The 19,996-nt window shown below is 70.7% G+C and carries 22 protein-coding genes and 1 pseudogene; 15 read left to right on the forward strand and 8 right to left on the reverse strand.

The annotated features are described in order from the left end of the window. Positions 1-801 precede the first annotated feature (801 nt). The 5 genes and pseudogenes from E6R18_RS12270 to E6R18_RS34820 form a co-directional block, all read left to right on the forward strand. Complete coding sequence (locus tag E6R18_RS12270; RefSeq protein WP_136316914.1) at positions 802-1,089, forward strand: hypothetical protein; 288 nt, start codon at positions 802-804, stop codon at positions 1,087-1,089. Between the two features lie 108 nt (positions 1,090-1,197). Continuing rightward, on the forward strand, positions 1,198-1,956 hold the full coding sequence (locus tag E6R18_RS12275; protein WP_136316915.1) for an ATP-binding cassette domain-containing protein: 759 nt from the start codon (positions 1,198-1,200) through the stop codon (positions 1,954-1,956). A 53-nt stretch (positions 1,957-2,009) separates the two neighbouring features. Beyond that, positions 2,010-3,296, forward strand: a complete 1,287-nt coding sequence (locus E6R18_RS12280) for a hypothetical protein (protein ID WP_136316916.1) — start codon at positions 2,010-2,012, stop codon at positions 3,294-3,296. A 38-nt stretch (positions 3,297-3,334) separates the two neighbouring features. Beyond that, entirely contained in the window at positions 3,335-3,880 is a 546-nt protein-coding gene (locus E6R18_RS12285; protein WP_136316917.1) for a hypothetical protein, read from the forward strand. A gap of 68 nt (positions 3,881-3,948) precedes the next feature. Next, positions 3,949-4,149 (forward strand): annotated as a pseudogene (locus E6R18_RS34820) (aminoglycoside phosphotransferase family protein); the annotation flags it as partial. Between the two features lie 136 nt (positions 4,150-4,285). Here E6R18_RS34820 and sodN read toward each other — a convergent pair. Then, entirely contained in the window at positions 4,286-4,681 is a 396-nt protein-coding gene (gene sodN, locus E6R18_RS12295; RefSeq protein ID WP_136203216.1) for a superoxide dismutase, Ni, read from the reverse strand. Positions 4,682-4,862: 181 nt separating this feature from the next. On the opposite strand from sodN, the gene sodX reads away from it, so the two are divergent. After that, positions 4,863-5,321 carry a nickel-type superoxide dismutase maturation protease gene (gene sodX, locus E6R18_RS12300; RefSeq protein WP_136316918.1) on the forward strand — a complete coding sequence of 153 codons (459 nt, stop codon included), beginning with the start codon at positions 4,863-4,865 and terminating at the stop codon, positions 5,319-5,321. Here sodX and E6R18_RS12305 read toward each other — a convergent pair. Further along, positions 5,225-5,854 (reverse strand): CGNR zinc finger domain-containing protein, encoded by a 630-nt coding sequence (locus E6R18_RS12305; RefSeq protein ID WP_136316919.1) that lies wholly within the window; start codon positions 5,852-5,854, stop codon positions 5,225-5,227. The two genes, sodX and E6R18_RS12305, sit on opposite strands and share 97 nt — an antisense overlap. Positions 5,855-6,065: 211 nt before the next feature. Here E6R18_RS12305 and E6R18_RS12310 point away from each other — a divergent pair, with 211 nt between their 5' ends. Continuing rightward, entirely contained in the window at positions 6,066-6,554 is a 489-nt protein-coding gene (locus E6R18_RS12310) for a SigE family RNA polymerase sigma factor (protein ID WP_136316920.1), read from the forward strand. After that, on the forward strand, positions 6,551-7,330 hold the full coding sequence (locus E6R18_RS12315; RefSeq protein ID WP_136316921.1) for a hypothetical protein: 780 nt from the start codon (positions 6,551-6,553) through the stop codon (positions 7,328-7,330). Before E6R18_RS12310 ends, E6R18_RS12315 begins: the two co-directional genes overlap by 4 nt. A gap of 61 nt (positions 7,331-7,391) precedes the next feature. Here the strand turns inward: E6R18_RS12315 and E6R18_RS12320 are convergent, their stop codons facing one another. From E6R18_RS12320 to E6R18_RS12330, 3 genes are read right to left on the reverse strand one after another with little or no spacing between them, the layout of a single operon-like run. After that, complete coding sequence (locus E6R18_RS12320) at positions 7,392-8,153, reverse strand: amino acid ABC transporter ATP-binding protein (protein WP_136316922.1); 762 nt, start codon at positions 8,151-8,153, stop codon at positions 7,392-7,394. Further along, a complete protein-coding gene (locus E6R18_RS12325; protein WP_136316923.1) occupies positions 8,150-9,103 on the reverse strand; it encodes an amino acid ABC transporter permease in 954 nt (317 codons plus the stop codon). Before E6R18_RS12325 ends, E6R18_RS12320 begins: the two co-directional genes overlap by 4 nt. A 28-nt stretch (positions 9,104-9,131) precedes the next feature. Further along, the gene (locus tag E6R18_RS12330) at positions 9,132-10,109 is read right to left on the reverse strand and encodes an ABC transporter substrate-binding protein (RefSeq protein WP_136316924.1); all 978 of its coding nucleotides are present in this window, start codon (positions 10,107-10,109) and stop codon (positions 9,132-9,134) included. 524 nt (positions 10,110-10,633) lie between these two features. Here E6R18_RS12330 and E6R18_RS12335 point away from each other — a divergent pair. The 4 genes from E6R18_RS12335 (at position 10,634) to E6R18_RS12350 (ending at position 13,946) form a co-directional block, all read left to right on the forward strand. Further along, positions 10,634-11,869, forward strand: coding sequence for an NADP-dependent malic enzyme (locus E6R18_RS12335; RefSeq protein ID WP_136316925.1), 1,236 nt, complete (start codon positions 10,634-10,636; stop codon positions 11,867-11,869). A gap of 289 nt (positions 11,870-12,158) precedes the next feature. Next, entirely contained in the window at positions 12,159-13,130 is a 972-nt protein-coding gene (locus E6R18_RS12340) for a zinc-binding dehydrogenase (RefSeq protein ID WP_136316926.1), read from the forward strand. Positions 13,131-13,161: 31 nt separating this feature from the next. Continuing rightward, entirely contained in the window at positions 13,162-13,371 is a 210-nt protein-coding gene (locus tag E6R18_RS12345) for a helix-turn-helix domain-containing protein (protein WP_136316927.1), read from the forward strand. Next, positions 13,371-13,946: a Clp protease N-terminal domain-containing protein gene (locus E6R18_RS12350; RefSeq protein WP_136316928.1), complete on the forward strand. Its 576-nt coding sequence runs from the start codon at positions 13,371-13,373 to the stop codon at positions 13,944-13,946. The genes E6R18_RS12345 and E6R18_RS12350 overlap by 1 nt, the downstream gene beginning before the upstream one ends. Before the next feature lie 82 nt (positions 13,947-14,028). Here the strand turns inward: E6R18_RS12350 and E6R18_RS12355 are convergent, their stop codons facing one another. Next, positions 14,029-15,057 carry a PadR family transcriptional regulator gene (locus E6R18_RS12355; RefSeq protein WP_136316929.1) on the reverse strand — a complete coding sequence of 343 codons (1,029 nt, stop codon included), beginning with the start codon at positions 15,055-15,057 and terminating at the stop codon, positions 14,029-14,031. Between the two features lies 1 nt (position 15,058). Beyond that, positions 15,059-15,916, reverse strand: coding sequence for a DUF4097 family beta strand repeat-containing protein (locus E6R18_RS12360; protein WP_136316930.1), 858 nt, complete (start codon positions 15,914-15,916; stop codon positions 15,059-15,061). A 182-nt stretch (positions 15,917-16,098) separates the two neighbouring features. Between E6R18_RS12360 and E6R18_RS12365 the strand changes: the two genes are divergently transcribed. Then, positions 16,099-16,950 carry a hypothetical protein gene (locus tag E6R18_RS12365; RefSeq protein ID WP_136316931.1) on the forward strand — a complete coding sequence of 284 codons (852 nt, stop codon included), beginning with the start codon at positions 16,099-16,101 and terminating at the stop codon, positions 16,948-16,950. Between the two features lie 29 nt (positions 16,951-16,979). Here E6R18_RS12365 and E6R18_RS34005 read toward each other — a convergent pair whose 3' ends face one another. Next, entirely contained in the window at positions 16,980-17,156 is a 177-nt protein-coding gene (locus E6R18_RS34005; RefSeq protein ID WP_097878907.1) for a DUF6104 family protein, read from the reverse strand. A 112-nt stretch (positions 17,157-17,268) separates the two neighbouring features. Between E6R18_RS34005 and E6R18_RS12370 the strand changes: the two genes are divergently transcribed. Together E6R18_RS12370 and E6R18_RS12375 are read left to right on the forward strand one after the other, a co-directional pair. Next, positions 17,269-17,850 (forward strand): CU044_2847 family protein, encoded by a 582-nt coding sequence (locus E6R18_RS12370; RefSeq protein WP_136316932.1) that lies wholly within the window; start codon positions 17,269-17,271, stop codon positions 17,848-17,850. After that, positions 17,847-19,913: a trypsin-like peptidase domain-containing protein gene (locus E6R18_RS12375; protein WP_136316933.1), complete on the forward strand. Its 2,067-nt coding sequence runs from the start codon at positions 17,847-17,849 to the stop codon at positions 19,911-19,913. The genes E6R18_RS12370 and E6R18_RS12375 overlap by 4 nt, the downstream gene beginning before the upstream one ends. Positions 19,914-19,996: the final 83 nt, after the last annotated feature.

Here is a 19,996-nt window from a genome sequence, read left to right on the forward strand (position 1 = left end):
TCGGGCCGGGGAGCCCCCTGCGGGCCCCCGAGCCCTTCCCCTGACGTCCCCCTCAGTTCGCGTATGCCGTTGACTGACGCGCGGTGGGCGCGAATCGAGCTGTTGCTCCCGGACCGGACGCCGCGGCGGGGTGCCCGGTGGTGACCGTCAAGCGGTTCGTTTCGCGGTGGCCGGAGCGGGGCGGGTGGGCCAGGGGGCGAGGGCCACCCGGCCGGCAACGTGGGCGGGGGCGACGGCCCCCTGTCACAGACGTGGGCGGCAGGCCGCTCCGGGCCTGAAGCCCCCCTGAACGTGCAGCGGGCGACCACGTTCAGCGGAGAGGCTGACCACTTGGGCTCGGAGTGCAGCGCGCTGGCGCCCTGAACCTCCATGTTTTCCTGGGTCGTTGACGCTGGGCATCGAGTTCTTCGGTGGCCTCGTCGGTCGCGCCGGAAGCAGGTCGTGGGAGTAGTTCACGTCGCAGATCTCCGCGAAGACCACCAGAGCTTACGCGAAACGCGGCAAACAGCGATGAAACATCAACTGACGTTAGACGCAAGGCTGTTGATGTACACTCAATCCGCTCATGAGGAACTCCCGCCCATGCGGCCTTCGCTTAATTCACCTTGTGATGCGCGCGCCTGTCCATTATTGTTGACGAGAGGCACGACTATGCGCAAGTTGGGAACCCGGAATACCTGGAAGCGGATCGGTATGGTTGCTTCCATCGCGACCCTTCCGTTGGCTCTTGCGAGCCCTGCTTGGGCTGTCGTGAAGTATTCGTACATAACGGGTGGAGTCGCCGGCTTCAACTCGCATTATGTGACCGATGACGGAGGCACCGGCCCGAACAAGGTGGACTTCACCGGGTGCCATACGGGCTCGGGCGTGACCAAGAGTGTGACTGTTCAGCTGCGACGTGCTGTCATCGGACCCGACACCGGATTCGACACAAAGACCTACACGGCATGCTTCAACGGCGGAACCTCGTCCGGTGAGTGGGGTGCCGGAAGCAAGGGCCACGACTACTACTTCCGCATCACCAAGGTTGGTGGAAGTTCGGTAGTCGGCCCGACGATCAGCGTCGATGAGACCCGCATGTCGTTCTAGGCGGCACTGGATTCGGAATACCTGGGTGGAGGCCTGAAACGCAGGTCTCCACCTGCCTCTTGGTGAAACAGACAGAGGCACCCCCACGCTGAAATACCAAGGTGTCGCATGCCTATTTCGATGTCCGAGTGTTCCTTCTCCTATCGGCGTAGGCGCCCGGTGCTGCGTGATCTCAGCTATACGCTGCCGCCCGGGCGGACCGTGCTCCTGGGGCCGAACGGGGCCGGGAAGAGCACTCTGTTGGGTTTGTGCGCATCGGCGCTGCGCCCCGGTTCCGGTTCCGTGACCTATGGCGGCCTGAGCACCGGCCGGCGCCGGGCGCTGCCCGCGTTCCGCAGGCGTGTGGCATGGATGCCTCAGCAGGTGGAGCAGGTGCCGGGGCTCACGGCCCGGGATCAGGTCGCGTATGCCGGTTGGCTCAAGGGGATGGGCCGGCGAGAGGCGTGGCGTGAAGCTCTCCAGGCCCTGGAACGCGTGGAGTTGGCCGATCGGGCGGACGACAAGGTCCAGGAACTCTCCGGGGGACAGCAGCGGCGCGTCGCTGTGGCGCAGGCCCTCGTGCATGATGCGGAGGTCCTTCTCCTCGACGAGCCGACAGCGGGCATGGATCCCCGGCAGCGGCAGGTATTCCACCAGATTCTCGCCGATCTGTCGAAGAACGTGCACATCGTTCTCTCCACACATGACACCTCGGACATCGCCAACTCGTACGACTCAGTCGCGGTTCTGCTGGATGGCCAGGTGCGCTTTTCGGGAACGGTGGCGGACTTCCTTTCCCACGCGAGCGCGACGGCGACATCCGACGAGCAGCGGGCCGCCTCCGCTTATCAGGCATTCACCGAGGTCGATGGGGCGATCTCGTGGTGAACCGATTCCCCTTCGCTCGGCACTCGGCCGCCGTCGGGCTCGGAGCACCGACGGTGGCTCTGGCCATATATTTCACCGCCTACCAGCCCATGCCGTTCACCGGTGAAGATTCCGTCGTCGTGGTTTCGGTGGCCCTGAGGATTGCCGCGCTGGGAATGGCCTTGGTGGCCGCCTGGGACGCAGGGAGGCTTCGCCAGGCTCGGATCACAGCCGCCCCGTCCAGCCGCCACCTGCTGCGCGTACTTGTCGATGCGATGGCCCCTTCACTGGCCCTGGTGATCATCAGCTGGGTGGCGTCCCTCCTATTGGTGATCAGCTATCTGGGAGGTCCCGCACCAGGGCTCCACGACACCATTCCCGTGGTCCGAAGTCTTGCGATCCCGTTCAGTGCAGTAGCAGTCGGATTCTTCCTCGGGCTCTCCCTTCCGTCCGTTATCGCCCGCCCCCTTGGGGTGGTCATCACGGCGCTGTGGGTCTTCGTCGCCTATGCGCTGGGTATCCCATGGCTGCGGGCGATATCCGGATTCGACATGAGCACTCCGACCTACACGGATGTCGTGGACCGCGCCTACCTCATGGCACCGGCGATCCTGGCTCTCGGGCTGCTGCTCGGTCTTGTCGCGTTCAGCCTGCTCTCACATCCGGCGCTGCGCGCCGCCGCCGTGGCCTGCTGCGTCCTCGCGGGCTTCGGGGCGTCGTATCCTCTGGTGAGCGACGCCCCGCGCTACGCCGACCCCACCGTTCCCCGCACTTGGGCAACGACGTGCGAGCGCACCGCTCCGGTGATCTGTGTCCCCAGCGAGTTCGCCGACGACATCCCCGAGCTGCACCGCTCCGCTCAACAAGCACTGCCCCGCCTGCGAGAGGTCGGGTTCACCCCGCCCCGGAAGCTGGCCTTCGTCTCGGAGGATCTACCGCTGCCACGCGACACCTGGCGAACCTACCTCCAGAAGCCGGTGACCCAGCACCGCAGCCGGGCCGTCTACGTCAGCGCCTTGGTTCCGTCAGGGCTCCACGACTGCCCGGACCTTCCTGATGACTACGTTTATCCGGCGCGTGGAGCCGCCTTCGCCTGGGTCGGCCTGACGGTCGGGATGTCGGAGGAAGAGGCTGCCCGCAGCTACGGCCCCAGCGGCGTGTACCGGGCACGCTGGGTGCGCAGCCTCCCCAAGGCGAAGCAGTACACCTGGTATAAGCAGCAGTTGAGGTACCTCAACTCCTGCGACGAGCAGCTCCACGAGAAGGCCCGGGCGGCGGCCAAGACCGAGAACGAGCGGGGCCGAGCGCTGGGCCCGCGGTTGGAGGATCCGGCGGACACGGCGCCAGGGGTGGACCGTTGATCCTCTGGGCGCGCGTACGAAGGATCTGGCTGCTGCCAGTGGCCCTGTTCGCCTGGACGCTCCTCCTTGTACTCGTGCGCGACGACGTGGCGAAGGTTCCCCAGATCGCCGCGCAGGGCACCTTCTCGATCAAGCTGATGAACTTCCTCCCGCTCATCCTGTGCATCCCGACGATGTACTGCATGAGCCGGCGCCTCATCGCCACCGAAGCCACAGCGGCGCGAGCGGTTGCCATCGTTGACCGGCTGGTTCTCCTGCTTCTGGGAATGAGCGCGGCGGGGCTGGGGTTTGCACTCGGGGAGTTCCTGGACATGCCGACAGCGGTGGCGGGCGGACGGAACACCGTCATGGTGCTGGGCCTCGCTCTCCTCGTACGCGGCTGGTACGGGCCGATCGCCGGTGGCGCGGCGGCGACCATGTTCGTGATGGTCAGCATTGTCACCGGCCTGGCGGGAGACCAGAGGCCGTACCCGTGGGCGGTTCTCCTGATGGAGTCCACCAGCGTCGTGGCGGCAGTCGTGGCGGCAGTCAGTTTTACCGCCGGTCTGATCACGATGTCGTACCGCTGGCAGATACCGGGTTGACATACACCTTGGGCTGAAGCCCCGAGGACTCCGGCCGTTTCCTACAGGTGCTGTGCGAGGAAGGCTCCAAGGCCGGCGACCTCGACGGCGTCGCCGCGACCGTGATCCTGCACGGCGCCCGTACGACTCCTCCCTTGCCCGTCGTCGGCCAGGAGCGTCTGCGCACGCTTCCGGCGCGGGCACTGGAGCACGAACGGCTACGCAGGGGAGAGTGGTGGCAGGATGCCGACGAGGTCGAGGACGCGCTCGACCGTATCGCCCAGGGAGCGCGGCTACGACCCCGGCCACAACGCCGCCCACCTCGCTGCCCGCCACGGCCCCCACGTACCTCCCAGCCGCCTCCCAAAACGCCGGAAGGGGTACGACCGGCGAGCGGTCGTACCCCTCCTGATCCGGCCCGGGAGATCAGGCCTTCTTGGTCTCCCAGAAGATCTTGTCGATCTGGGCGATCAGGTCCAGCGCCTTCTGGCCCGTGGCCGGGTCGTTCGAGCCCTTGGCGGCCGAGAGGGCCTTCAGGGTGTCGTTGACCAGCTGGTGCAGCTCCGGGTACTTCTCGAAGTGCGGGGGCTTGAAGTAGTCGCTCCAGAGCACGGAGACGTGGTGCTTCGCGAGCTCGGCGCGCTGCTCCTTGATCAGGATCGCGCGCGTGCGGAAGTCCGCGTCCTCGTTGGCCTGGTACTTCTCCTGGACGGCCTTGACGGACTCCGCCTCGATGCGGGCCTGGGCCGGGTCGTACACGCCGCAGGGCAGGTCGCAGTGGGCGCTGACCTTCACCTTGGGGGCAAACAGGCGGGAAAGCATTGAGCTGTCCTTCCTCGTGATCGTCTTCTCAGGTGGGACATTACTCCGTGAGAAGCCTCTTTTTGCGGGTGCCCCCAGGGGCTTAGGCCAAAAGTCCGGGATGAGTGTGGGACCAGTGGCCGAATGTACGAAACCCTGTCGTGGACGGTGTACTGGACGGACCGGGGAGGTACCGGAGGAGATGAGGGAGGTGCCGGAGGTGACGGAGCTGGCCGATGAGCAGCCCGCACGGGGGCTGTCGGCGCGGGTGCCGTTCCAGGTGGTGGAGGTGACCGGGCCCTCGATGGTGCCCACGCTCCACCACGGGGACTGGCTGCTCGTGCAGTACGGGGCGCAGGTGCGCCCCGGGGACGTGGTGATTCTGCGCCATCCGTTCCAGCAGGACCTGCTGGTGGTCAAGCGGGCCGTGGAGCGGCGGGCCGGGGGCTGGTGGGTGCTGGGGGACAACAGTTACGCGGGCGGGGACAGCACGGACTACGGGACCGTGCCCGAGGAACTGGTGCTGGCCCGGGCCCGGGCGCGCTACCGGCCGCTGACGAAGGATCAGCGCTCGGTGCGCGGCGTGGTGGCCTGGGCGGTCTCCGCGCTGCGGCCGGTGTCGGCGGCGCGTTCGGTCTCCAGGCGCTTGCGGGCCCGGTAGGCGGCCACGTTGGCGCGGGTCGCGCAGCGGTCCGAGCAGTAGCGGCGGGAGCGGTTGGTCGAGGTGTCGAGGTAGGCGTTGCGGCACGGCGCAGCCTCGCACAGGCCGAGCCGGTCCACACCGTACGAGGTGAGGTGGAAGGCCAGGCCCATGGCGGCGATCGCGGCGTAGCCCGCGGTCGCGTTGGACGGGTGGTCGGCCAGGTGCATGTGCCAGTCCGGCTTGCCGTCCGCGTCGCGGAAGTCGTGACCGGAGATCTGCGGGCTGACCGGGAACTCCAGGAGCAGCGAGTTCAGCAGGTCGACCGCGAGCCTCTCGTCCCCGTCGTCGGCCGCCTCGAAGACCGCGCGCAGCCGGGCCCGTACGGAGCGGAAGCGGGTGACGTCCGCGTCGGTCGCCCGCCGGGCCGCCTGGCCGTTGGTGCCGAACAGGTCCCGTACCGCGTCGACCGAGGTGAGGACGTCCTTGTTGCGGGCCGGCTCCTCGGTGTTGACCAGGCGCACGGCGTAGTCCGAGTAATAGGCCAGTTCCACGAGTAGTCCTTACGGCGTCGGTCCACGGGCTCTGCGGTGCGGGCGTAATGGGTCGTTAAAGGTACAGGGTATTACGAGTCGGTGGCGCCCGTATCTGGTCGGTGGTCTCGTCTCCCATTTTTCTCCCAGGCTCCTGCAACCTCCCGTACCCCCCACCGCACTGGAAGGGTGAGACGGCCCGCACCCGCGGGCCGGGGGAAGGACACCGAGGATGCGGAGCGATGACCACGCCGCGCTGCACGCCTTCGTCGAGAGCAGACGCACCGCCCTGTTCCGCAGCGCGTTCCTGCTCTGCGGCGACCGGCACGAGGCGGAGGACCTGGTCCAGACGACTCTGGTCAAGGTGGTGCTCGGCGGGCGGCGGCACGGGCGGCTCGACAACATCGAGGCGTACGCGCGCAAGACCCTGGTCAACACATTCATCGCGGCCCGCCGACGGTTCTGGCGGCGCGAGCAGGCGTACGGGGAACTGCCCGACCGGGCCGCGCAGGCGCCCGACACGGACACCGGGCTGGCGGTAAGGGCGGCGCTCGCCCGGCTCACGCCCAGGCAGCGGGCGGTCCTGGTGCTGCGCTACTGGGAGGACCTGAGCGTCGAGGCCACCGCCGCGCTGCTCGGGATGCGGGAGAACACGGTCAAGAGCCACGCGGCTCGGGGATTGGCGGCGCTGCGCGCCGAGATGGCGGAGGCATTGGTATGAGCGACGACGTGCGCGAACTGCTGGGGAGGGCCGCCGAGGACGCCGGGCGGCCGGTGATCAGCACGGAGGCGGTCTACGCCAAGGCCGCGCGGGTGCGGTGGCGGCGCCGGGCCGCGGTGTCGGCGGGGGCGGTGTGCACGGTGGCGCTCGGGGCGTTCGTCGTGCCGCAGCTCTCGTCCTTTGCACCGGAGGCGCCGCGGACCGCGTCCGTCGCGGCACCGGCCAAGCCGCCGGGCGGCACCGAACGGGCCGCGCGGCTGGTCCAGCTCCTGCCGGGCGGTATCGGCGCGGTCGAGGAGGTGTCGTTCGCCGACATCATCAAGCACGCGTCGCCGCTGCCGCCCGAGCCCCCCAGGACCGGGCCGCTGGACGGGCAGTACGCGGTCCGCCGGGACGGCGGTGTCGGCTATCTGACCGTCGACGTCAGCGACGCGAAGGCGGTGGAGCGGAAGCTGGGCGGCAGCCCGCGGGTCAAGGACCTGTGCAAGCAGGGGAACGGGGAGCGGGCCCGTACCGAGTGCGTGCGCGAGAAGCTTCCGGGCGGGCGGGTGCTCACCATCTGGAGCGACGCGATGGACTACGGCGACGGCACCCCGCAGTGGGGGCCGGAGCTGACCGCCCGGCTCGTCCTTGCCGACGGCAGCGAACTGGCGGTGCGCGACAGCACCGGCTTCGAGGCCGACATCGTGCAGGGGCCGCTGCTCAAGACCCCGCCGCTCACCCGTGCGCAGCTGCACGCGCTGATGCTCCGTCCGGAGCTGCTGCCGGGGAAGTGACCCCGCAAGGGGAAAGGGCGGTACGGACCGGCATGGTCCGTACCGCCCCTTGCCGTACGCCTCAGAGCACCTTGGAGAGGAACGACTTCGTCCGGTCGTGCTGCGGGTCGGCCAGGACGTCGCGCGGGTGGCCCGACTCGACCACCACCCCGTCGTCCATGAAGACCAGCGCGTCGCCGACCTCGCGGGCGAAGCCCATCTCGTGGGTGACCACGATCATCGTCATGCCGTCCTCGGCGAGGCCGCGCATCACGTCGAGCACGTCACCGACCAGCTCCGGGTCGAGCGCCGAGGTGGGCTCGTCGAAGAGCATCAGCTTCGGCTCCATGGCCAGGGCCCGGGCGATGGCCACCCGCTGCTGCTGCCCGCCGGAGAGCTGCGAGGGGTAGTTCTTCGCCTTGTCGCCGAGGCCGACCCGGTCCAGCAGCTTCTCGGCACGGGCCCGGGCGACCGCCTTGGACTCGCGCTTCACCTGGACCGGGGCCTCCATGACGTTCTCGATCGCCGTCATGTGCGGGAAGAGGTTGAAGCGCTGGAAGACCATGCCGATGTCCCGGCGCTTCAGGGCGACCTCGCTGTCCTTGAGCTCGTAGAGCTTGTCGCCCTTCTGGCGGTAGCCCACCAGCTCGCCGTCCACGTACAGCCGGCCGGCGCTGATCTGCTCCAGGTGGTTGATGCACCGCAGGAACGTCGACTTACCGGAACCGGAGGGGCCGATCAGGCAGAAGACCTCGCGCGGGGCGACCTCCAGGTCGATGCCCTTGAGGATGTGCGCGGCGCCGAAGGACTTGTGGACGCCCTCGGCCTTCACCATGGCGGTCATGCCATGCCTCCCTTCGGGCGGCCGAACGACAGCAGCGTGGCCCGTACCTTCTGCAACGGGGTGGGCGGCAGGCTCCGGCTGGAGCCGCGCGCGTAGTACCGCTCCAGGTAGTACTGCCCGACGCTCAGCACCGAGGTCATGATCAGATACCAGGCGGCGGCGAGGAAGTACATCTCCACCGGCGCCCCCGAACTCTGCCCGATGTCCTGGGCGTATTTGAAGAGTTCGTAGAACTGCACGTTCGCCACCAGCGAGGTGGTCTTGAGCATGTTGATGACCTCGTTGCCCGTGGGCGGCACGATCACCCGCATGGCCTGCGGAATCACGACGCGCCGCAGGGTCCTGCCGTGGCTCATGCCCAGCGCGTGCGATGCCTCCGTCTGGCCCTCGTCCACCGAGAGCAGACCGGCCCGGCAGATCTCCGCCATGTACGCGGCCTCGTTGAGGCCGAGGCCGAGCAGCGCCGTCAGCAGCGGCGTCATGAAGCTCGACCAGTAGTCCTTGTAGATCGGCCCGAGGTTGATGTACTCGAAGACCAGACCCAGGTTGAACCACACGAACAGCTGGACCAGGACCGGCGTCCCGCGGAAGAACCAGATGTAGAACCACGCGATGGACGAGGTCACCGGGTTCTTCGACAGGCGCATGACGGCGAGCAGGATGCCGCCGACCACGCCGATGACCATCGACAGGGCGGTCAGCAGCAGGGTCTGTTCGACGCCCTTGATGATGCGGTCGTCGAAGAAGTAGTCCGGGACCGCGCCCCAGTTGATCCTGCCCTGGCTGAAGGCGTAGATGATCGCGACGAGCGCGGCGATGGCGACGAGCGCCGAGACGTACCGGCCGTAGTGCCGGACCGGGATGGCCTTGATGGCCTCGGGTCCGGACGCCGGGGCGGCGGGGGGTGCCGGCGGTTCGTCGACCGGGCCCGTCTTCTTGATGTCAGTCACGGCTGTTGCCTTTCAGCGCCGGAACCGGTCAGGACCCGCCGTTCACCTTGGCCTCGGTGACCGCACCGGCCTCGACGCCCCACTTGGCGATGACCTTCTCGTACTCGCCGCTCTTGATGATGGCGTCCATGGCCGCCTTGACGGCCTTGGTGAGCTGGTCGTTGCCCTTGGCGACGGCGATGCCGTACGGGGCCGCCTCGACCTGGTCGCCGACGATCTGGAAGTCCTTGCCGCCGCCCGAGGTCTTCACCGCGTACGCGGCGACCGGGAAGTCGGACGAGCCGGCGTCGGCACCGCCGGAGCGCAGCCGGGTCTGGGCCTCAAGGTCGTTGTCGTACGGCTCGATGGCGATCTTCTTGCCGCCCGAACACTTCTTGGACTCGGCCTTGGCCAGGTCGTGCGAGACGGTGTTGCGCTGGACGGCGATCTTCTTGCCGCAGAGGTCGGACCAGGTCTTGATGCCCTGATCGTCGCCCTTCTTGGTGTAGATCGAGACACCGGCGGTGAAGTAGTCGATGAAGTCGACGCCCTCGCCGACCTTCTTCTTCGTCTCCGGGTCGATGCCCTCCTGGCGGTCCTTGGTGTCGGTCATCGCCGACATCGCCAGGTCGTAGCGCTTGGAGCGCAGGCCGGTGATCAGGGTGTCGAACGTGCCGTTCTCGAACTGGAACTCCACGCCCAACTCCTTGCCGAGCGCGTCCGCGAGATCGGGGTCGATACCCACGGTCTTGCCGGACTTGTCCTTGAACTCGACCGGCGGGTACGCGATGTCCGAGCCGACCTTGATGACGCCCTTGGACTTGATCTCCGCGGGGAGCAGGTCGGCGGGCGAGGAGGTTCCGGCGGAGGCCCCGGCGCTGGTCTCGGTCTTGGCCGAGCCGCTGGAGTCGTTGTTCTTCGTCTGGTCGCCACAGGCGGTCAGCAGCATGGTGCCGGCGACCGCGATGGCGCCGACCGCGGCGATGCGGGACTTCGCGGCCGTACGACGGGTGGAGCGTGCGGTCATGATCGGGTTCCTCCGGCAGGTCAGGTGGGTCGCCAGGGCGGTAATGGCACATGGCGTCGGGTGTCGCCGCCTTGTGTGATTACGGCATGTTGCCATTCGGACTAGCCCGAACAGGGGGCCTGCCATGTCAAAATCGGATAACGGGCGATCCCCGAACCTCTTGAGGCCGGTACCACCAAGGCCGGACCTTCTATGGGGTTTCCTTCCGACGGCCGGAAGATCTGCGGCGCGTCTCGCGTGGCGGACGCAGGCACGGCACAAGCCTGACCTGTTCAGATATCCGACTATGAGTCACGTCACGGAGTCGATATGGACTCGTCCGTGACCAGGTCCGTCCGGTAAGAAAGACCTTTACACCCCTCATCCGGGGCTCAGGGCGCGTGTGCGGCGCGCCCGCGCGTACGTACGTCCCCCTGTCGGGGCGGGCCAACCGCCCGGCGCAGGGCACGTACGCGGTGCCCGCCCACCCCTCCTCAACCAGGAGTGGCCACCCTCAAACGATGAAGACTTAAGGGGTCAACACCATGGCAGCGGAGATCGTCAATCCTCGCAGCGACAGCAATACGGACATCGCGGCGGCCGACGCCGCGGACAGCGCCACCGACGAGCCGTTCGATCCGGCCTTCGCGCTCCACCGGGGCGGGAAGATGGCCGTGCAGGCCACCGTCCCGATCCGGGACAAGGACGACCTGTCCCTCGCGTACACGCCCGGCGTGGCGAAGGTGTGCAGCGCGATCGCGGAGCGGCCCGAGCTCGTCCACGACTACACCTGGAAGTCCCAGGTCGTCGCCGTCGTGACGGACGGCACCGCGGTGCTCGGCCTCGGCGACATCGGTCCCGAGGCGTCCCTCCCGGTGATGGAGGGCAAGGCGATCCTGTTCAAGCAGTTCGGCGGCGTCGACGCGGTGCCGATCGCGCTGGCGACCACCGACGCGGACGAGATCGTCGACACCGTGGTGCGCCTCGCGCCGTCCTTCGGCGGGGTGAACCTGGAGGACATCTCGGCGCCGCGCTGCTTCGAGATCGAGCGCAAGCTCCAGGAGCGGCTCGACATTCCCGTCTTCCACGACGACCAGCACGGCACCGCCGTGGTCACGCTCGCCGCCCTGCGCAACGCGGCGAAGCTGTCCGGGCGCAGCCTCGGCGACCTGCGCGCCGTCATCTCGGGCGCGGGCGCGGCCGGGGTGGCCATCGCCAAGTTCCTGCTGGAGGCGGGGCTCGGCGACGTCGCCGTCGCCGACCGCAAGGGCATCGTCAGCCGGGACCGCGAGGACCTGACCGACGTCAAGCGGGAGCTGGCCGAGCTCACCAACAGGGCGGGCATCTCCGGCTCCCTGGACACCGCGCTGGCCGGCGCGGACGTCTTCATCGGCGTCTCCGGCGGTACGGTGCCGGAGCCGGCCGTCGCCTCGATGGCGCCCGGGGCGTTCGTCTTCGCCATGGCGAACCCGAACCCGGAGGTCCACCCCGACATCGCGCACAAGTACGCGGCCGTCGTGGCGACCGGGCGGTCGGACTACCCGAACCAGATCAACAACGTGCTCGCCTTCCCCGGCATCTTTGCGGGGGCCCTCCAGGTGCGGGCCTCGCGGATCACCGAGGGCATGAAGATCGCCGCGGCGAACGCGCTGGCCGACGTCGTGGGCGACGAGCTGGCCGCCGACTACGTGATCCCGTCCCCGTTCGACGAGCGGGTCGCCCCGGCGGTGACGGCCGCGGTGGCCGCTGCGGCGCGGGCGGAGGGTGTGGCGCGGCGCTGAGGCGCCGCACGGCGCGGGGGTTTCGGGGGGGCGCCGCCCCCGGGCCCCCGCTTTCGGGGGCGCTGCCCCCGGGCCCCCGCTTTCGGGGGCGCTGCCCCCGGGCCCCCGCTTTCGGGGGCGCTGCCCCCGGGCCCCCGCTTTCGGGGGCGCTGCCCCCGGGCCCCCGCTCCTCAATCGCCGGAGGGGCTTGGTTTTGCCCCGCCGGCGGGCAACTACCGCCGTCACGCGCGGTGCGTGTCACACCCGCAGCCGGTTACGCCGCGGTAGCGCGCCCCCTATCGTCGGCCCCATGTTCGCCGCCTACGCATCCCGCCTCGACCGCGACCACCCCCTCAACGGCCTTGAGCTGGGCGAACGCCCAGCCCCGCAGGACCGCCCCGGGTGGACCACCGTCAACGTCCGGGCCGCCTCCCTCAACCACCACGACCTCTGGTCCCTGCGCGGCGTCGGCCTCGCCGAGGACAAGCTGCCGATGATCCTCGGCTGCGACGCCGCCGGTACCGACCAGGACGGCAACGAGGTCGTCCTGCACTCCGTCATCGGCCAGACCGGGCACGGGGTCGGTCCGGACGAGCCCCGGTCCATCCTCACCGAGCGCTACCAGGGCACCTTCGCCGAGCAGGTCACCGTCCCCAGCTGGAACGTGCTGCCCAAGCCGAAGGAGCTCACCTTCGAGCAGGCCGCCTGCCTGCCCACCGCCTGGCTGACCGCGTACCGCATGCTCTTCACCAACGCCGGGGTGCGCCCCGGGGACTCCGTGCTGGTCCAGGGCGCCGGCGGCGGGGTCGCCACCGCCGCGATCGTGCTCGGCCGGGCCGCCGGGCTGCGGGTCTACACCACCAGCCGCGACGAGGCCAAGCGCAAGCGGGCCGTCGAGCTCGGCGCCGTCGATGCGTTCGAGGCGGGGGCCATGCTGCCCCACCGGGTCGACGCCGTCATCGAGACGGTCGGCGCGGCCACCTGGTCGCACTCCGTCAAGTCGCTGCGCCCCGGCGGCACGCTGGTCATCTCCGGCGCCACCAGCGGCGACCGCCCCTCGCACGCCGAGCTGACCCGGATCTTCTTCCTGGAGCTGAAGGTCGTCGGCTCGACCATGGGGTCCAAGGACGAACTGGAGGACCTCCTCGCCTTCTGCGCCGCCACCGGCGTCCGCCCCGTCATCGACGAGGTACTGCCGCTGGACCGGGCCCGAGAGGGATTTGAACGGCTCGCCGCGGGCGACCAGTTCGGGAAAATCGTGCTGACTGTCAACAACGGTTGACATAGTCGGCTCGTCAACGTAAGTTGACAGCATGACCGAAGCAACGGATCTCGCCGAGCGGGCGGGCGACCGCGACCCCCGGGTGGGGCTGCGATCGGTCGCCGCGCTGCGGCGGCTGCTGGAACAGCTGGAAGCCGTACAAGTCAGAAGCGCCCGGGCCCAGGGCTGGTCGTGGCAGGAGATCGCCGCCGAACTGGGAGTCAGCAGGCAGGCCGTGCACAAGAAGTACGGGAGGCATTGATGTTCGAGCGCTTCACCAAGGGTGCCCGCGCCACTGTGAACGGCGCCGCGAAGCATGCCGGGCGGACCGGTGCCGATACGGTCACCGAGGAGCATCTGCTGCTCGCCCTGCTGGACCAGGAGAGCGGCCGGGCCTCGTTCGCCGTCACCGCGCTGGGCCTCGCCGACCACAGGGCCTCGGTGGAGGCCGGGCTCGCCGAGGCGCGTCGGCGCGGCGGCATGACCAGGGCCGACGCCGACGCGCTCGCGGACATCGGCATCGACCTCACCGCGATCGTCTCCCGCATCGAGGAGACGCACGGCGAGGGGGCCCTGCGGGGCGACCGCGGCGGGCGGCGGCGGTGGGCGGGCAGCCCGCCGTTCAGCCGGGGGGCGAAGAAGATCCTGGAGAGGTCGCTGCGGACCGCGCTCGGCCGCGGGGACCGGTTCATCGGCGAGGAACACCTCCTGCTGGCCCTCACCGCGGCCCCGGGCGTCGTCGCCGACGTGCTCGCCGAGCACGGAGCCACGTACACGACGGTCGAACGCGCGCTGTACGGGGACGGCGGCGCGGGGCAGGACCGCAAGGCGGGCTGAGCGGGACGGGGGGTGCGGGGCAGGACCGCAGGGCGGGCTGAGTGGCCCGGGGTGCCGCTCCCCGGGCCGCTCGGCCCCGCCCCTACTTCGCGGCGGAGCCGGTGCCGTCCGCGCCCCCGCGCAGCACCGATTCGACGCGGGCCGCCGCCGTCGCCAGATGGCGGCGGGCCTCCGCGAGCTGGTCCTCCGTCACACCCCGGTCCCGGGCCGCGTCGCGGATCTCGTCGCGGAAGCGGTCGAGCAGCCGGTCCAGGTCGCGGGCCGGATCGCCGGTGCCGCCCGCGTCCTTGCCCCAGTCGGGGTCGGTGTCGGGGGCGTCCGGCTTGGTGGAGGGCGCCCAGGCGCCGGTACGGGCGAAGCCGCCCAGCTGGCCGGTGATCTCGGCCAGGCCCTCGCGGACCCCGGCCGGCCAGTCGCCCCGGGCGAAGTGCTCCTGGACCTGGCGGGCGGCGTTCTGCATCTGCTCGCGCGCCCGGTCCTGGGCCTCCTTGGCCTGGCGGCGGGCCTGCTGGGCGTCCTGGCGGGCGCGCCGGGACTCGTCCTTCGCCCGGCGGGCCTGCTCCTTCCACTCCTGCTTGGCCTTGCGCAACTCCTCCTTCGCGGCGCGCCACCCCTCCTTGTCGCGCAGATCGCCGAGATCACCCAGGTCTCCGAGGTCGCCGAGGCCGCCGAAGGGGAACTCCTTGCCACCCGGGCGGGCGCCCGTGCGGCCACCGGAGGTGTGGCGCGACTCGTCGGCCGCGGCCCGTACCTCGCTGCGCAGCTTGCCCGCCGCCCCGCGCACGTCGTCGCGGATCTCGGCGGCCAGCTCGGAGACGGACTCCCGGATCTCCAGCTCCAGATCCGCGAGTTCACCGGTGCGGTCGGCCAGTTCGGCGCGGCCGGCCTCGGTGATCGAGTAGACCTTGCGGCCGCCCTCGGTGGCGTGCGTGACCAGGCCCTCGGCCTCCAGCTTGGCCAGCCGGGGGTAGACGGTGCCCGCCGAGGGGGCGTACAGGCCCTGGAAGCGCTCCTCCAGCAGGCGGATCACCTCGTAGCCGTGCCGGGGGGCCTCGTCGAGCAGCTTCAGGAGGTACAGCCGCAGTCGGCCGTGGGCGAATACGGGGGGCATGTCAGAGCACCTTTCCGGTCGGCTCGCCGTCGTACGGTTCTTCCTCGGCCGGCGGGCGGCGCAGGAGCGCGATCGACCCCGACACGGTCGTCGCCCGCAGGGTCCCGGTGCCGGAGCCCAGCGTGCCGGTGATCTTCTTCGCGCCCCACTGGCCGCTGACCCGCAGGTCCTCGAAGCCGTTGGAGACGGAGCCGCTGGCGGTGTTCGCCTCGACCGTCGCGTCGGCGGGGTGCGGCAGGCGGATGGCGATCTCGCCGGAGACCGTGGTCAGCCGGATGTCGGTGGGTTTCCCGGTCGGGTCCACATCGAGCACCATGCCGCCGCTGACCGACTCGGCCTTCACAAAGGCGCCGGCGCCCTCGACGACCGTCAGATCGCCGGAGACCGACTGGAAGCGCAGGTCACCGGTGACGGACTGGGCCTCCACGCTGCCGGACACGGTCTCCGCGCCGACCGGCCCGGCGAGCTTGACGAGCGTGGTGTCACCGGTGACGCCCCGTACGTCCGTACGGCCGCGGATCCCGGAGACGAAGGCCCCGGCGCCGACCACGCCGACCTCCACCGTCGAACCGGCCGGGACCGCCAGCGATACGACCGCGTGGCGGCGCCACTCCTTGCGGTCGAACCACTTCAGCAGGTTCTGCCAGGCCAGGTCCTCGTACGCCACGGTCAGGACGCCGTCCTCCTGCGTCACGACCAGCGGCGGCCCCTCGATGGCGGAGACCTCCAGGCGTGCGGTCGGCTCGTCGGTGCCGACGACGTTGACCGTGCCGTTGACGACGCGCACCTTCAGCGCGGTCACGGGTTCGTCGAAGGTCAGCTTCCGAGGCTCGGCGACGGCCCACGTCGAGACAGGCATGGTTCTGACCTCCCGGGTAGCACGGATGACGCAACATATCGCGTCTCTCGAACAACACGATATATCGCGGATCGGGGAAGTCAAGGAAGGAGCCGGAAGTCGGGGGAGGGGCGGGGGCCGGAAGAGCGTGGAGGGTGAACAAAACGGCCCGGAACAGGGCGATGTGTCCTACGGTGTGAGGCATGGACGCGACCTCACCCGTGGGTGCACTGCTGCTGTGCCGGACCGCGCCGGAGGCCGTGCGGCCGGTCGCCCGGCTGTTGCGCGAACCGCTGCTGCTCGCGCCCGCCGGTGACGGGTGGAGCGTCCTCGTACCCGAGGGCGAGCCCTGGCAGGGCGGCCGGCAGGCGGGAGGTACGCCCGGGGCCGCCGAACCCGTCGACCGGGTGCTCGGCGGCTGGGCCACCGCACTCGCGGTCGGCTCGACCTGGCCGGTGGTCGCGCTGTGGTGGGACGGCGACCGGGCCGGCTGCACCCTCGCCGCCGGTTTCCGCCGCCCGGTGGGTTACGTCTGGCTCGCGGACGGGACCCCGGCCGGTGAGGACGAGGCGGTGCGTACGTTCGCCGAACGGCTCGGGCTCGATCCCGTACTGGACGTGCAGGCGCTCGAAGCGCTGACCCGCCCCGACCCGGACGCCGACGCCCGGGCGCGGCTGCGCGGGCTGCTCGCCGTGCTCACCCGCACCGGCCTCGCGCTCCCGGCCGGCCTCGGCCCGGGGGAGCCGGGTCCGCGGCCGGCCCCGGGGGGTGAGGAGTGGCCGGGGGCGGAGCGCGTCGAGTGGACCGGCTGGCGCGACGCGGTCCAGGTCGATCTGGACGCGGTGGAGCACAGCCGGATGGGGCCCTGGACGCGGGGCCCCCGGGCCCGGGCCCTGGCGGGTGCACAGCTGGCCGCCGGTCTTCCGCTCGCCCTGTGGGGAGCGGCCCGGCGCAGTGGCGGCTGGACCTTCGCCGGGGTGCTGCTGACGGCGCACGGGGCGCTGGGTCTCGCGTATGACCGCATCCGGGAGAGCGGCCCGGGCACGACCGGCTGACGGGCCGCCCTACCGGCTGCCGGCTGCCGTCACTCGTCCTCGTCGTCCAGACGGGCCAGCCAGGTCGCGAGGCGCTCGACCGGCACCTCGAAGTCGGGGTTCAGATCGACGAACGTCCGCAGCTGCTCGGCGAGCCACTCGAAAGTGACCTCTTCCTCGCCTCGCCGCTTCTCCAGCTCCTCGATACCGCGGTCGGTGAAGTACATGGCACGAAGTTTAGAGGGCCTTCGGACACCTTCCGCCGCGTCCTCGTCGATGTACCCCGCATCGGCCGACTACGGCCGTTAATCTGCGGGTAGTTGGCGAACGGGGGGTGTCATGGGTGACAGTGGGTCCCGTATTACGCGCATTGAGCTGCCGGACGGCACACCGGTGTGGGCCAGGATCTCCGGGGCCGAGGAGCTGGCCGGTCCGGCTCCCGGCGGCGGTCCGACCTACACGGACACCGGGTTCGGGGACATCGCGGACCAGGTGCAGGCGCGGGTCGAGAGCCTGCACTCGGTGGTGACGGGTGTGGCGCGCTCGCTCGCCGTGCCGCTGCGCGCGGTGCGGCCGGACGAGGTGAGCGTCGAGTTCGGCATCGAGCTCACCGCCAAGTCCGGCAAGATCGTCGGGCTGCTCGCGGACGGCGAGGCCAAGGCCGCGATCACGGTCACGCTCACCTGGAACGGCGGCGGGCCCCCGGTCGACCCGCCACCGCCCACCCCGGTGCCCGCGCAGACGTCCGCGCCGCCCGGGGGCCCGGCCCCCGCGCCGCCGGTTCCGTTCGTGCCCCCCGCACCACCGCCTCCCGCGTCGCCGCACGCGGGCGCACACCCCGGCTTCCCGCCCGCCGGGGCATCCCCCGGCGCACCGGCACACCCCGGAGGTGCGGACGACGCCTACGGCGGCGGGGCATGACCTCCGATGACCAGGGGGGCGCAGAGGGCGTGCTGGGACCCGCTCAGGCCGCCCTCATGGGCCTCGTGCAGGACGCCACCGTACGCATCCATCGCCCGCCGTCCGGGTATGCCCAGGACGGGCCGGGAGGGGACTTCCTGGGCAGCGGCTTCTTCGTCGCCCCCAGCTGGGTCCTCACGTGCGCGCACGTGGCGATGCGGGGGGAGGGGGGCAGGGTGAGCGTGTGGTTCAAGGAGGACCGCTACAGCGCGGAGCTCACCGAGGTCCCGGGCAAGGTCGTCGCCGCGATGCCCGGCGCCCGGCCGCCCGGGGCGGGCGGCTGGCCGGCCCCCGACCTCGCGCTCATCCAGCTCCAGCGGCCCGTCGAACACACCTGCGTCTACGTCACCGAGCGGTCCGAGGCGATGCTCCGCAGCCGCGAGGTGCGCTGCGTGGGCTGGGCGCCCGGACAGGGCGGCGGACTGCAGAACCGCAGCGGCGTCTGCGTGGTGAAGGGCTCCTACGGAGGCTCCGGTGACGCCGAGCAGGTCGTCCGGCTCGACGGGGACTGGGTGGAGCTCGGCATGTCCGGCGGCCCGCTGGTGGACCTCGTGCGGGGCGAGGTGGTCGGCGTGATCAAGTCACGGCTCGACGGCCACCAGGGCGGCACCGCCGTCGGCATCGAGCGGCTTCGCACCCTGGAGGTGCCGGCCGCCCCCGTGGAGACCGAGACCGACGACATATACCAGGCCGTCTTCCACGCCCACGACCGCTACCACGCCGACCGGCACACCAGCTCGGCCGGGGCCGAGCGGACCTGGACCGACGCCCAGAGCGAACTGCCCGCCCCACCCGGCGGCATCCTCGGACCCAAGCTCCGCGTGGACCTGCTGGGCCGGCTCGCCGAACTGCCGCCGCCGGCCAGCACCCGCGCCCTGCTGATGCTGCTCGACCGCCTGCCCGAGGTGCACTCCCGCGACCACCGCCCGGCCCCGCGCGGCTGGCGCGACGGACTCGGCGCGCTGTACGACGCCCGCGCCCGCGACCGCGAGGCCCGGTTCGAACTGATCGTGCGCTTCTGCATGGGCGTCCTCGCGGCCGACCGCCCCTGCGGACAGCTCTCCGTGCGCAACGCCAAGGCGCTGTGGGGCTGGGTGAAGCGGATCGCCGACGTCGAACTGCCCAGGGACCTGCGCCGGCAGCTCGACGTGGAGTGGGCCGAGATCCGGCTGCGCCTGGAGCAGAACCGCCAGAGTGCCGCCCGCGCCCCGGCGGGCGAACCCGTCCTGTACGGCGAACGCGACTGCGTCGTGCTGTACGTGGACCTCCAGGGCTGGTCCCGCGACCAGTACGACTGGCGGGTCGCCGTGGACCGCCGGGCCTCGGAGGCGGAGCCCGTGGACGAGGACAGCCGCGGCGCCCCGCTCGGGACCGTGCCCGACCGGCTGGCCGCCGCGCTGACCGAGGCGTTCCGCCGGTGCGACGAACCGGGCAGCCCGGCCATGCTCCAGGTCGTCGTGGCGCCCGCGCTCTTCGGCCTGCCGGTGGACGACTGGGTGCTGCACCCGTCCGGGCAGCGCCTCGGAGCCGTACGCCCGGTGGTGCTGCGCAGCCCGTACCAGAGCCCCGCCGAGGAGCGACCGGCCCGCTGGGACGCCGGCCTCGCGGCCCCGATGCGGGCCGAAGTGGTCGACTGCGAGGACGAATTGAGGGTACGAGTACCGGAGTCGGCGCGGCTGCGCACCCTGGTCCACGAGACCGTGCCCGTCCTGTGCCGCTACGGAAGCCGGCCGGACTCCGACGTCACGGCCGGAGTGGTGCGGCTGCTCGACAGCGGTTTCGGCGTCGCCCTGTTGCAGCGGCGCACCACGGAGGGCGACACGGTCTGCCGGGAGTTCCACCGGCGCGTGGCCGAGGCCGTGTCGGACACCCGTACCCATGACCGGCTGCCGTGGAAGATCCATGAACTGAGACGAGGGGTGAGCGCGGGGCGCACGGAGACGTACTGGTCCGCCGGCGCCGCCCTCTACTACGACGATCCGCACCGTCCGCTGCCGGGCTCCGACTTCCTGGAGGCGCCTTGAGCCACCGCGTACCGCATCACCCGAGCAGGCGAACTTGCCTTCCTCTTACGGGAGTTGGGTCGGATCGCTACGGTAAGGCACGT

Origin of the sequence: Streptomyces sp. A1277 (assembly GCF_004795015.1) — a bacterium.
In the GTDB taxonomy this organism is placed as follows: Bacteria; Actinomycetota; Actinomycetes; order Streptomycetales; family Streptomycetaceae; genus Streptomyces.